We start from the raw sequence: 12891 nt of genomic DNA, 5'->3' as shown, positions 1-12891 counted from the left end.
GGCTACTCGCCCTTGCGCGGCTTGCGGGGTCCAGGCCGGCCCGTGCCTGGACCGCCGCCCGCCTTCGAAGGATCCGGACGGAAACGACCGCCTTCGCCGCGTCCTGTGCCGGCGGCCTTGCGATCATCACCGCGCACCGGACCGCGGGCCTGCCGGCGCACGCCCTCCGGAGAGACTTCCTCTTCCGCTACCTTCTTCTTGCCTTGCGGCCGCGCGCCGGGAGCCATCCACACGTTCGAGGCCTTGCCGCGCGGCGGCTCGAATTTCTTCTCTTCGCTCTCGCGCTTGTCGCCACCCGCACGTTTCTTGTCCCGGAACGGCGGCTTCGTTGTCTGAAGGCGCCCGAGCGCGTCCTCTCGCTTGTGTTCGCGGTCGCGCTTCCGGTTCTTGACCAGTCCACCCTCGCCAGGCTCCCGATAGCCGCTGCGTGGCGGCTCCGGCCTGTCATCGCCGCGATCGGCCGGCCCGGCCGTCGGTCGGTTCGAGAACGGCTTCACGATCGGCGCATCGAAGTTTGCGCCGGCCTCCTCGATCAGCCGCTCGCCGAGCTGGTCGCGCAGCGTGCGGCCCTTGAGTTCCTGTACCGCGCCTTCGGGCAGTTCGCCGAGCTGGAACGGACCGTAGGAAATGCGGATCAGCCGCGCCACCTCGAGCCCGAGCGCGGCGAGGATGTTCTTGACCTCGCGGTTCTTGCCTTCGCGCAATCCCAGCGTCAGCCAGGCGTTGGACCCCTGCTCGCGGTCGAGGGTCGCCTCCACCGAACCGTAGAAGACGCCGTCCACGGCAATCCCTTCGCGAAGCGATGCGAGTTGCGCCTCGTCGACCGAGCCATGGACGCGAACGCGGTAGCGTCGCAGCCAGCCCGTGGCGGGCAGTTCCAGCATCCGCGACAGCCCGCCATCATTGGTGAGCAGCAGCAGCCCTTCGGTGTTGATGTCGAGCCGGCCGACGGTCATCAGGCGGGGCAGTTCCGAGGGCAGGACGTCGAAGACGGTCCTGCGCCCCTGCGGATCGCGGTTGGTCGTGACCAGCCCGGCAGGCTTGTGGAACAGAAAAAGCCGCGTCCGCTCGATCGCAGGGATGGGGTCGCCGTCGATCGTGATGGTGTCGCTGGCGGTGACGTTGACGGCGGGGCTTGCCAGCACCTGGCCGTTCAGCCGCACCCTGCCCGCCTCGATGAGCGCCTCGGCATCGCGCCGCGAGGCAACGCCGGCTCGCGCCAGGCGCTTTGCGATGCGTTCGCCTTCTTCCGGTGCCGCCGCGTCCTTGCGGGCGTCGCTTCGCGGCGGCCGTTTGGCGCCGCTGTCCGCCCGCGCTCCCGCGGGCCTGTCCTTGCCGGCAGCTCTGTCCCTGAAGGGACGCTTCTCGCCGAAACCGGGCTTGTCGGCGCCCGTCCGGCGATCTCCCGTCCCGGAAGTCCGATCGTCGCGGCGCTTGAAGTCGGGTCGTGCGCTATCCTGACGCTTGCCACCGAAACCGCCGCGCTCCCCACCTGCGTTACGGAAAGGCTTCCTGTCTCCGCCGGCAGGGCCATCCTCGCGCCGGGGCCGAAAAGTCCGCTCGCCGCCGGTGTCCGGCTTCCTGTCGCGGAAGGGCTTGCCTGCGCCGAAAGGTTTGCATCTTTCCCGGTCGGCAGGACCGCTGCCCGCCTCGCCCGGCGCCCGGCGTTGTCGCTGGCGATCCACTTCGCCGCGACCTTCCCGATTCGCGGGGGGCCCGGAGCGCCGCTGCTGACGCGCTTCGCCCTCGCCGCCCTCGGCCGGCCGACGCGGCTTGTAGGGCTTCTTCGCGCCCTGGTCGCTGTTGCGCGCGCGGAAATCGCCGCCGCCGTGCGCCGCCGCTCTGCCGGCCGGCTTGCCAGGCTTCTTGCCGCCAAAAGGTTTCCCGGCGTCCTTGCGGGCTCCGTCTCCGGCCGCCCGGAATCCGCCTTTTTTCGCGCCGGTTCCGCCCTTGCGCTTCTTGTCCTCGTCGTCGTCCATGTGGTCTTTGCCTTTCCGCGCGGCTAACTATCAGCAGACTTGGCCCGGCGCGAGTGGAATATCGGAGTTTCGGAACGGTGAACCGTCCTGTTTTCATGGGAGAGGCGCTGTCAGAGGCGCGGCTTGCCGCATCCCGCGGCGAAGTGCCCGTCGGCGCGGTGGTCGTGATCGAGGGTCGCATCGTCGCCCGCGACGGCAACCGCACCCGCGAACGCGCCGATCCGACCGCCCACGCCGAGATGCTGGTCATCCGCGAAGCCTGCCGGATATCCGGCTCCGAGCGGATTGGATCAGCCGACATCTACGTGACGCTGGAACCGTGCGCCATGTGCGCGGCGGCGATCTCCTTCGCGCGCATCCGCCGGCTCTATTTCGCCGCCGGGGACCCCAAGGGAGGCGGCGTGATCCACGGCGGACGCTTCTTTTCCGCGCCGACCTGCCATCACGCGCCGGAGGTTTACTCGGGCTTCAGCGAGAGGGAAGCCGCGGCGCTGCTGAAGGATTTCTTCCGCGAAAGGCGAACGGAGGAGTGAGCCCTCACCCCCAGGGAATGAGGTCTTTCAGGCTCCAGCCCTTCTTGCTGCCCACCTCGCGGCGCTTCTCCTTGCGCCATTCGTCCTCGCCGATGTCGCCGACAGGAGCAGTGGGCGCCGGCTGGCGGTAATCGAGCGGCGGTTCGCTCAGATAGCGGCGGGTGGTCGGGCTGCCCTGGTTGTTGGCGGCGAGCCGGCGGTTGAATTCCTTGCGCTGGTCTCCGCCAGAGCCTTCCAGGAGCGGCTCTCCGTTCAAGCCGACGTCATCGCCGCGCGTCCTGCGGACTGCCCTCTTGGGCGCCGCCCGCGCGACTTCGTCATAGACTTCAGGCTGAAAGTTGACTTCGTCGCGGTTGATAGTCGCCTCGGCGCGGACCCGCGCGCGCCTCTGCTCGGGCGACTCGGGCCATGCCGGGTTGGAAGCGGTGTTGATGCTGTCCTGCGGCTGCGGCAACTGCGCGATCGAGGCGGGTTTCACCAGTTCGGGACGCGGCTTGTATTCGATAGGCGCCTCGTCCTTGGGCGAGATCGTCAGCACGCCGGTGACGTCTTCCAGAAGCTGCACGTCTGCCGGCGTGCCGGTGCCGTAGGTCGGCGAGCCCATGCAGGCCGACAACGATGCCACGACGGCAGCCAGCGCGACACTTTTCGCCGCGTTTCCGCTCAATGCGTTCAGTACGCCAGATAACATGCCGATGTGTGCCTTTCCCGACGGCCGTTCCACCCCTGCCGTCCAAGTCGCCGACTGTCTATCACAGAATCCGGCAACAAGATGACGGATGCGCGTTAACGGCTTGTAAAGCAACCTGCCGTCACCGGCAATCGGGCCGCGGCGCGCGGCCACGGCGCGATTTGTCTCACAGGCGGCCAAGCGCCTGCAACTCCTTCAGCGCCGCCGCGTCGCGCGCCGAAACGTCCGGATAATCCGGGTCGGTCCCGACGTCGTCCGTGTAGCGCCAGGAGCGCGCGCATTTGGCGCCGCCGGCCGTGGCGAACAGCACGCCCACACCCTTGACGTCGTCGAGCCGGAACGCCTCCGCCGGTGCCTCACCCGCGCGCACGGAGATGCCGCTGGTGATCGAGATCTCGGCCATGTCGGAGCCATCCAGAGCCGCCATGAGCGCGGGATCGGCCACGTACACGATCGGTGCCGCCTCCAGGGACGAACCGATTGTCTTCCGTGCCCGCTCCAGTTCCAGCGCTCCGGTCACGACGCGGCGCACCTGCCTGATCTTGCGCCACTTCTCGGCAAGTGCGTCGTCGCGCCATTCGGCCGGCACCTGCGGGAATTGCTCCAGATGCACCGATACCGCGTCCTTGTGCCGGTCGAGCCAGGCCTCCTCCATGGTGAAGGGCAGCATCGGCGCCAGCCACGTGACGACGCAGTCGAACAGGTGCCGCACCACCACGATCGAGGCCTTGCGGCGCATGCTCGACGGCGCGTCGCAGTAGAGCGCGTCCTTGCGGATGTCGAAATAGAATGCCGACAGGTCGACGATCATGAAATCGGTCAGCGACTTCGCGATGCGCTTGAAGTCGAAGGCGTCGTAGCTTTTGCGCACCATCTGATCGAGTTCCGACAGCCGATGCAGCATCAGCCGCTCCAGTTCCGGCATGTCGGCAAGCGCGACCTCCTCGCCCTCGTCATGGCCGAGGGTGCCGAGCATCCAGCGGATGGTGTTGCGCATCTTGCGGTAGGCGTCGACATTGGTCTGGATGATCGACTTGCCGAGCCGCTGGTCCTCCCAGTAGTCGGTCGTCATCACCCACAGGCGCAGGATATCGGCGCCGGACTGCTTCATGATGTCCTGCGGGAAGACCTGGTTGCCGAGGGATTTCGACATCTTGCGACCGTCCTCGGCCATGGTGAAGCCATGGGTGATCACGGTGTCGTAGGGCGCGCGGCCGCGCGTGCCGCAGCTTTCGAGTAGCGAGGAATGGAACCAGCCGCGATGCTGATCGGAGCCCTCCAGGTAGACGTCCGCCGGCCATTTCAGGTCCGGCCGGTCCTCCAGAGTGAAGGTGTGGGTCGAGCCGGAATCGAACCAGACGTCGAGGATGTCCTTGACTATCGTCCACGGCTCGTTGGCGCGCGATCCGAGGAAGCGCTCGCGCGCGCCGTCGGCGAACCAGGCGTCGGCGCCTTCGGCCTCGAAGGCTTCCATGATGCGCGCGTTGACCGCCTCGTCCTTAAGCACGTTGCCGTCCTCGTCGACGAAGACGCAGATCGGCACGCCCCAAGCCCTTTGACGTGAGAGCACCCAGTCCGGCCGTTCCTCGATCATGGCACGCAGGCGGGTCTGCCCGGCGGCAGGCACGAAGCGCGTGGCGTCGATGGCGGCAAGGGCGCGGGTCCTGAGTGTCGTGCCGTCGCTTAGGTCCTTGTCCATGTGGACGAACCACTGCGGCGTGTTGCGGAAGATCACGGGCTTCTTCGAGCGCCAGGAATGCGGATAGGAGTGCTTCAACCGCCCGCGTGCAAAGAGCATGTTGCGCTCGATCAGCGCGTCGATGACCGCCTTGTTGGCGTCGCCCTTCTTGCCGTTGTCGTCGATGACCCGCGCCGCCCCGCCTTCGCGGTCCGGCCCGAAGCCCGGCGCGTCCTTCGTGAAGAAGCCGGCATCGTCGACGGTGAAGGGGATCTGTGGCGAAAATGGCTTGGCAAAGTAGCTGAGTTGCCCGTTCACCACGCTCAACGAGGTCGGCTCAAACACATATCTCAGATGGCCCCTTAGGAAATCCTGCCACGCGTCGAAATCCTCCCGGCCATGGCCGGGAGCGGTGTGCACAAAGCCCGTGCCAGCATCATCGGTGACGTGGTCGCCGGGAATCATAGGAACGATAAAATCGTACCCACCGGCTAGCCCCGCCAATGGATGTGAAATCTCCAATCGCACAAGTTCTTCGCTGCTGATGTCACGCAGGAATTTGAGAGTAAGTTTTGACTTAGTTGCGGCCTCGTCCACGAGTTTTGTTGCGAAGATTACCTTCTCACCGACTCGAGGACCGAAGTCATTTTGACACTCCGAAACTTCGTAGAGAGCGTATTTGACGAGCGGAGAAAATGCCACGGCTCGGTTGCCAGGAATGGTCCAGGGGGTGGTCGTCCAGATGACTACCGACGCTCCCTCAACGTCGCGTTGAAGACCAAGATTGTGCTCAAGTGGATCAATGCCTTCGTCTCTTCTGACCGCTTCGCTGTAGTGCGATCTAGCCACCGGAAACTTCACCCACACCGTATCCGACTCATAGTCATGATACTCGACCTCCGCCTCCGCCAGCGCCGTCCGCTCCACCACGCTCCACATCACCGGCTTCGACCCGCGATAGAGCTGGTCCGACATGGCGAACTTCAGAAGTTCGCCCGCGATGCGCGCCTCGGCGTGGAAGGCCATGGTGGTATAGGGGTTGTCGAAGTCGCCCTCGATGCCCAGCCGCTTGAACTCGTCCGACTGCACGGTGATCCAGTGCTGGGCGAACTCGCGGCACTCCTTGCGGAATTCGTTGACCGGCACCTGGTCCTTGTCGAGCCCATTGGCGCGGTACTGCTCCTCGATCTTCCATTCGATCGGCAGGCCGTGGCAGTCCCAACCGGGCACGTAGTTGGAATCGTAGCCGCGCATCTGGAAGGAGCGCGTGATGACGTCCTTCAGGATCTTGTTGAGCGCATGGCCGATATGGATGTTGCCGTTGGCATAGGGCGGCCCGTCGTGCAGCACGTAGAGCGGCCGGCCCTTGGCGTCCTCGCGAAGGCGCCTGTAGAGGTCGAGGTCCTGCCAGCGCGCGACGATCTGCGGTTCTTTCTCCGGCAGGCCCGCACGCATGGGAAAATCGGTCTTGGGCAGGTAGAGCGTCTTGGAATAGTCGAGCTTGTCAGCACTGTCGGTCATGGTTCGCCATCTCGTGGGCCGCGGGCGCGAAGCGTTCGCCGGGCCGGTGTCAAATGAAACGGATGTGCGCGTCGCGCGCGAAATTCTTCCCGGACCTTCCGGCGGCGCTCACGCCTGCCGGACGGCCGGGCCGGTAATTCGTATCGCGAAAAGGCGAAGGCCGGCGCTCGGTGTCATGGCCGCGCTATGTAGCGGACGATCGGCGCGGAATAAAGGGGTTTTGGCCGCGCGTGCAGGAACCGCGCGTACGCGCGCCGATCACATCGAGAAGTCGAACCTGTAGGTCGCCGAGACGCCGAGCAGAAACTGGTTCTCCTCGCCGCGCTGCTTCACCAGGCTGGAATCCGCCGCCGGTCCCATCAGGCGGGAATACTCGCCGAAGAGGCTCGTGGTCACCGTGTCGGTCGCCTTCCAGGTGATGGCGCCGCCGAGTCCGACCGAGCGGACGCCGCTGTCCGGATCGTAGACGGCAAGGCCCGAGGCTGCCGATTCCGCGGGCGACACTCCGTAGTAGGCATCGAAATAGTCGGCGGACGCGAAGGAAAGGCGTGGTCCGCCGGAGACCCTGATGGAGGGCGTGACGTCCATGAAGGCGTCGGCCGCGAAGTCTGCGACGACGCCGTCATGCGCCCGGATGCCGTGGCGGACTTCGCCGCGCAGGCGCATCCAGTCGGACGGATAGAACTCAGCGAAGGCGCCGAGTTCCACGCCCCAACGCACCGGATCGAGCCCGGCAAGGTCCGGCGAGTCGTCGGCGTCGCGGCCGAAGACGATGTTGCCGGTCGGCCCCGCGCGGAAATCGCCCGTGTCGATGAAGCCCAGCGAGATGTTGTCGTTGCGCGAGGAAAAGCGGCGAGCGCTGCCCGCCTTGCCGAGCGAGATGAGTGGCGCGGCCCGCACCATGTAATCGCTCGCGCCCTCGTAGTCCGGAGCAGTCAGCACCTCGGCGCCGACCGTGAGATACCAGTCTCCGGAAAGCCAGTTCCCTTGCTGGGAAAAAGCCGGCGAGGCCGAAAGCACAAGCGTCGTCGAGAGGACGAGGGCGGCTGAAGCGGTTTTCTGCATGTCATCTCCGAAGCGGATCGCGCCATAAGAATGGCTTTGCATTTCGAATACGTAAACCATGGATATGTGGATCAAAGGTTCACGGCCTGCGAAAGGGGAGCGTTCACCGGGAAGGATCTAGAACGCCAGTACCCCATCCAGCCCCGACAGCGGGCGCACCCCTGACAGCAGAGCGCGTGCTTCCTGCTCGTCTCGTTTCATCTGCACCACGAGGTCGTCCAGCGAGGTGAACTTCTCCTCGCCTCGAAGGTAGCCGAAGATCGAAACGCGCGCCGTCTCGCCGTAGAGATCGCCTGAAAAGTCGAAGATGAACGTCTCCAGAAGCGGCGCCCCGTCCTCGTCCACCGTCGGGCGGCGGCCGAAACTCGCGACACCGTCGTGAAGCGTGCCGTCCTCCCGCCGCAGCCGCACGGCGTAGATGCCATGCTTGAGATCGGTCTCCGGCGGCAGCGCCATATTGGCCGTGGGGTAGCCGAGCGTTCGGCCAAGCTGCTTGCCGCGCGTGATCTCCGCCTCGACCGTGTAGCGGTAGCCGAGCAGGCCGGCCGCTTCCGCCACTTCGCCGGCGGCGAGCAGCGCACGGATACGGCTCGACGAGACGATTTCGGCCCCCTCGTCGCGATAGGCGTCGATCAGGGTGACGCCGAAACCGTGCCGCTCGCCCGCCGCCATCAGGTAGGCCGGGCCGCCCTGCCGGTCCTTGCCGAAGTGAAAGTCGAATCCGGTCACCGCGTGCGAGATGCCGAAGCCGCCCATCAGGATGCGACTGACGAACTCCTCCGCACTCTGGCTCGCGAAGTCCTTCGTGAACTCCTGCTCGACGATGCCGTCGAAGCCGATAATGCGGATGAGTTCCGACCTCAGGTTGGCAGGCGTGATCCGGAAGACCGGCTGTTCCGGCCGGAAGACCGAACGGGGGTGGGGCTCGAAGGTCAGCGCCAGCGCCGGCACTCCCTTGCGTTCGGCCAGAGCACGCGCCCTGTCCAGCACCGATCGATGGCCACGATGAACGCCGTCGAAATTGCCGATCGCGACGACCCCGCCGCGCAGGTGCCGCGGCAGATCCGTGGGATTCCCCACCCTGGCGAACGGTCTCCGGCTCATCTCCCCCTCGGCGGCATGGGTCGCCCGCTCACCGCAACCGCGGGATGACGGCGACGGGTTCGTGGCCGTGCTTTTGGAGGAACGCCGCCAGCCGCGGCAGGTCCGGCTCCAGCGTCTCGCCATAGTCGCGCGCATGGATGCCGCCCGACACGTAGAGCGCGTCGATGTCGTTCTGCGAGGCTCCCTTGATATCGGTGAGCACGCCGTCGCCGATGGCGAGAACGTCGGAAGACGAGATCGTACGGCCCAGCAAGTCGCCGGCTGCCTTGAGTGCGGCTTCGTAGATCGGCCGGTGCGGCTTGCCCGATATCAAAGTGCGCCCGCCGAGTTGGCCGAAATCGCGCGCCAGCGCCCCGGCGCACCAGATCAGGCGATCACCGCGTTCCACCACAATGTCGGGATTGGCGCATATGAACGGAAGGTTCCTTGCCCGCAGCCTGCGCAGCAAGTCCGAATAGTCTTCCGGAGTCTCGGTCTCGTCGTCGAAGAGCCCCGTGCACACCACCACGGAGGCCTCGGGTTCCTCGCAGAGTTCGATGTCGAGCCCGTCATAGATCGAAAGGTCGCGATCTGGTCCGATATGGAAGACCATGCGCGGACCGTCCGCGATCAGGTCGCGGGTCACGTCGCCGGAGGTAACGACGCGGTCATAGGCGTCCGACGGCACGCCGAGCGCGCGCAGTTGCGCCTCGACGTCCGGGTGCGGTCGCGGCGCATTGGTGATAAGGATGACCGCCTTGCCGTTCTCGCGCGCCCGCGCCAGTGCGGCGGACGCCTCCGTGAAGGCGCGCTCGCCATTGTGCACCACGCCCCACACGTCGCACAGAAGGACGCTGTATCCGCCGGCGATCTCGTCGAGCGAACCTGTCATTCGCGGCAATTCGGGCATCGGGACTCCTGCTGGACACGCCGCAAAACTCGTTTCCGGACCGGGGATTAACCGAACCCGTTCACCCTGTCATTATGTTTCGCTTAACAGCTGTCCGGCACAATGCCACAAGGGCAGCGGATGGTTTTAACGGCGGCCTCCCGGGACGGAGGCACCCACGCCGACCGGGGACTTGGGATGCGATTGGCTCGTGCGGCATTTGCCGCCGCTATTCTCGGCGCATGCGTCTATGGCGCGCGGGCGGTGACGCCCGAAGCGACCGCCGCGATCTATCCGTCGCAGACAGCGGTTCTGATCGTCGTCGGCCTGCTGTCGGCCGGCGCGCTGGCCCTGGCCGGCTTGGCACTGCTGCGGTCGCAGCGGCAGGCGGCCGAGTTCACCCGCTTCTCCCGTTCGATCGAGATCACGCTGTCGAGGCTCGCGGCCCAGGCGGATGCCGGCACGAGGGCCGTGGAGGACATCGAGAACTGGGTCGGCGAGGAGCTTGCGCGCTTCTCCGACAACCGCGAGACGCCTTCCGAGCCTGCCGAAGCGGCAAAAAACGTCATTCCGCATCCCTCTGCCGCGAAATCGCAAGGCAGGAAGACGGCGGCTTCGGCGCGTGACGGCGGGCAGGCGGAAGATGCGCTTGCCGCAGCGGTTTCTTCCGGAGTGCTCGAACTCAGTCTCCAGCCCATCGTATCGATCGGCCGCAACGAAGCGGTCGGCTTCGATACCTTCGCCCATCTGGAAACCGCCGCGGGAGCCACCGAGGACATTTACCGCCTGTCTCCGAGCGCAAGCCGGGTGGATCGGGCGGCCTTCGAGCGCCTCCTCGTGACGCGCGCGGCCGAAACCGCACGGCGGCGCCTTGGTCCCCGAAGCGGTAGCATGCCCCTTCACTGCCCCATCTCGGAGGCGCTGCTGGATGAGGAGTCCGCCTGCGAGGCGGTCACGCTTCTGATCTCCGGACATCCTGCCCTGTCGAAGTCGATCGTCCTGTCCCTGGGATCGCCACTGCTGCGCGAGCCCACGCCGACCCAGCGTGAACGACTGTCCGGTCTCCTGCAGACCGGAATATCGTTCGCCGCGGAAGGATGGGACGGACCCGCAGGCAGCATTTCCGATCTGCGCGATCTCGGAGTGGTTTTCCTCAAGCTCGACGCGAACCGTCTCCTCGACCGCGAGAAATCCCGGCGCAAGCAGGTACCGGGCCGCGAGATCGCGACGGCCGCGGCCGAAAGCGGGATCGATGTCATCGCGACAGGCATCATGACGGACGAGGATGCGGTCAACATCCTCGACCTCGGGATCGACCTGATGATCGGAAACCGGTTCTCCGAGCCTAAGCGTCTGCGCTCTGCGGAAGCGACGGCCGGACGGGTCGCCTGACACCACTCACCCCCTGGATTCGTTAACAAATACCCAATCCGGCGTGGCAGTTTCGAGGGTTTGTGCGAACGGTATCGTAGCGCTCCTGTGTCATCGTTCTCGGCGACGTCTCAGTAGGCAGGGGTGCAGCCGAATGTTTCGCAGATTCTGGAAGGACAGCCGCGGCGACTATGCCATCGCCACGGCGATCGCGATCGTGCCAATTCTGGGCGGATTGGCGCTGGCCGTGGACTACACAGAGATCAGCCGACAGCGCGCATCGACTCTGAACGCGTTGGACGCCGCCGGCATAGCCGCGGCGCGCCACTACGTACAGGGCAATACGGAATCCGCCACGCTAGCCTATGCAAAGGACTTCTTTTCCGCGAACATGAACGACATCGACACGAGCGGGGTGAAGTTCGAGCTGATCCTCCCGACATCGGAGAGCGGTGGCGGCGTGCTGACGCTGAAGGCTTCCCAGACCTACAAGCCCTACTTCCTCAGCGCCTTCGCGGATCTGATCGGCGCGACCGAGCAAACGCTCAAGTTCGAAGCCGAGACAAAAATCCGCCTGAAGAACACCCTCGAAGTAGCGCTCGTGCTCGATAACTCGGGTTCCATGGATTACAACGGCTCCGGCTCGGGCAAGAAGCGCATCGACCTTCTCAAGGATGCCTCCAAGCAGCTGGTGACCACGCTCGCCGGGCAGGCGGCACAGATCAAACAGGTCGACAAGCCGGTCCGGTTCTCCCTGGTCCCGTTCGCCGCCTCCGTGAACGTCGGCTCGCAATATGCCAGCGCGTCATGGATGGACACCGACGGTCGCTCCCCTATCCACCACGAGAACTTCGACTGGACGACCATGCCGTCCGACAAGAAGGTCCAGCTGACCGGCGGCGTCTACTACAAGAACGGTTCCGGCTGGGGCTCGGAGGAAGGCCAGAAAGTCACACGCTTCACGATGTTCAACGACCTCAAGCGGATAACCGGGACCCAGAACGTGAAGACCGGTAGCGAATGGGCCTGCGTGAGCTACTATTGGTGGGGTGGCTGCAGGGAGTACGGCTGGAAAGACAAGTACGAGAACGTGCCGGTCTACAGCTCCTATGCAAGCTGGCAGGGTTGCGTCGAGGTGCGACCCTACCCCTACAACCTCGACGATACCGCTCCAACGTCCGGCACTCCGGCCACGCTCTACGTTCCGATGTTCGCGCCGGACGAGACGGACCAGACTTCGGGTGGCTATGCGTCGAACAACTGGTGGACCGACAACCTGAACGACACCGCCATCAAGCGGCAGAAATACATGCCCAAGTACTTCGAACCGGCCGGACAGGGCACGTCGGCGTCGGGCAGTGGCCAGGGACCGAACTCGTCGTGCACCACCAAGCCGATCACGCCGCTGACCGACGTGACGACGTCGACGGGCAAGAAAGCGATCGAGGACGCCATCGACGCCATGGCCCCGCTCGGCGCCACCAACGTTCCGGAAGGCATCGCCTGGGGCTGGAAGACCGTTTCGCACGGGGCCCCCTTTACCGAGGGCAGAGCCGAGTCCGAGAAGGGCAACGACAAGGTGCTGATCGTGCTGACCGACGGCGCCAACACCTATTACACGCCCTCGTCGCTCGGCTACGCCGATGCGTCCGGCAACAAGTCGACCTACTCGGCCTACGGCTATACCGCGAAAAATCAGCCCGGCGAGTCTTATACCCGTATGTTCATGGGCACGTCCGTCAGCAAGACTGACTACTCCAACGGCAACTACACCACTGCCATGACGCAGCAGATGAACCAGATGTGCGAAAAGGCGAAGTCTGCCGGTCTGATCGTCATGACGGTATCGCTCGATCTCTCAACGTCGAAGACCGACGAGAAGGGCCAGATCGATGCGCTGAAGGCCTGCTCCTCGAACTCCCGCTTCCGCAAGGATGCAAACGGAAACGCCGAGAAGCTGTTCTGGAACACCACGGGCGGCGAGCTTGAAAGCACCTTCAAGTCCATCGCCGACGAGCTTTCGAACCTGCGCATCGTGGGCTGACATGCTGCGTCGGGCGCTGAGCCGGATAGCGAGAGCA

9 protein-coding genes are annotated in these 12891 nt (G+C 65.3%); 3 read left to right on the top strand and 6 right to left on the bottom strand.

What is annotated here, in order from left to right; all coding sequences use genetic code 11:
- Positions 1–2: 2 nt before the first annotated feature.
- On the bottom strand, positions 3–1979 hold the full coding sequence (locus ABGN05_RS02920; protein WP_367952489.1) for a pseudouridine synthase: 1977 nt from the start codon (positions 1977–1979) through the stop codon (positions 3–5).
- Positions 1980–2056: 77 nt separating this feature from the next.
- Here ABGN05_RS02920 and ABGN05_RS02915 point away from each other — a divergent pair, with 77 nt between their 5' ends.
- Positions 2057–2512, top strand: coding sequence for a nucleoside deaminase (locus ABGN05_RS02915; protein ID WP_367952488.1), 456 nt, complete (start codon positions 2057–2059; stop codon positions 2510–2512).
- A 4-nt stretch (positions 2513–2516) separates the two neighbouring features.
- On the opposite strand, the gene ABGN05_RS02910 is transcribed toward ABGN05_RS02915, so the two are convergent.
- The 5 genes from ABGN05_RS02910 to ABGN05_RS02890 form a co-directional block, all read right to left on the bottom strand.
- Positions 2517–3383, bottom strand: coding sequence for a hypothetical protein (locus tag ABGN05_RS02910; protein WP_367952487.1), 867 nt, complete (start codon positions 3381–3383; stop codon positions 2517–2519).
- The gene (gene ileS / locus ABGN05_RS02905) at positions 3370–6402 is read right to left on the bottom strand and encodes an isoleucine--tRNA ligase (RefSeq protein ID WP_367952486.1); all 3033 of its coding nucleotides are present in this window, start codon (positions 6400–6402) and stop codon (positions 3370–3372) included. Before ileS ends, ABGN05_RS02910 begins: the two co-directional genes overlap by 14 nt.
- Positions 6403–6660: 258 nt before the next feature.
- Entirely contained in the window at positions 6661–7467 is an 807-nt protein-coding gene (locus ABGN05_RS02900) for a MipA/OmpV family protein (protein WP_367952485.1), read from the bottom strand.
- A 117-nt stretch (positions 7468–7584) separates the two neighbouring features.
- On the bottom strand, positions 7585–8571 hold the full coding sequence (locus ABGN05_RS02895) for a bifunctional riboflavin kinase/FAD synthetase (RefSeq protein ID WP_367952484.1): 987 nt from the start codon (positions 8569–8571) through the stop codon (positions 7585–7587).
- A 28-nt stretch (positions 8572–8599) separates the two neighbouring features.
- A complete protein-coding gene (locus ABGN05_RS02890; protein ID WP_367952483.1) occupies positions 8600–9460 on the bottom strand; it encodes a TIGR01459 family HAD-type hydrolase in 861 nt (286 codons plus the stop codon).
- Positions 9461–9643: 183 nt separating this feature from the next.
- On the opposite strand from ABGN05_RS02890, the gene ABGN05_RS02885 reads away from it, so the two are divergent.
- Both ABGN05_RS02885 and ABGN05_RS02880 read left to right on the top strand, forming a co-directional pair.
- Positions 9644–10831, top strand: a complete 1188-nt coding sequence (locus tag ABGN05_RS02885; protein WP_367952482.1) for an EAL domain-containing protein — start codon at positions 9644–9646, stop codon at positions 10829–10831.
- 133 nt (positions 10832–10964) lie between these two features.
- Positions 10965–12854 (top strand): TadE/TadG family type IV pilus assembly protein, encoded by a 1890-nt coding sequence (locus ABGN05_RS02880; RefSeq protein ID WP_367952481.1) that lies wholly within the window; start codon positions 10965–10967, stop codon positions 12852–12854.
- Positions 12855–12891 lie beyond the last annotated feature (37 nt).

Source organism: Aquibium pacificum, from assembly GCF_040839445.1.
GTDB classification, from domain to species: Bacteria; Pseudomonadota; Alphaproteobacteria; order Rhizobiales; family Rhizobiaceae; genus Aquibium; species Aquibium pacificus.
The sequence above is the reverse complement of the archived record's forward strand: the minus strand, read 5'-3'. Positions and strand labels throughout refer to the sequence as shown.

Coding starts and splice junctions, on each gene's coding strand:
- ABGN05_RS02920 (WP_367952489.1), bottom strand. CDS start 1,979: ATGGACGACGACGAGGACAAGAAGCGCAAGGGCGGAACCGGCGCGAAA.
- ileS (WP_367952486.1), bottom strand. CDS start 6,402: ATGACCGACAGTGCTGACAAGCTCGACTATTCCAAGACGCTCTACCTG.
- ABGN05_RS02900 (WP_367952485.1), bottom strand. CDS start 7,467: ATGCAGAAAACCGCTTCAGCCGCCCTCGTCCTCTCGACGACGCTTGTG.
- ABGN05_RS02895 (WP_367952484.1), bottom strand. CDS start 8,571: ATGAGCCGGAGACCGTTCGCCAGGGTGGGGAATCCCACGGATCTGCCG.
- ABGN05_RS02890 (WP_367952483.1), bottom strand. CDS start 9,460: ATGCCCGAATTGCCGCGAATGACAGGTTCGCTCGACGAGATCGCCGGC.
- ABGN05_RS02880 (WP_367952481.1), top strand. CDS start 10,965: ATGTTTCGCAGATTCTGGAAGGACAGCCGCGGCGACTATGCCATCGCC.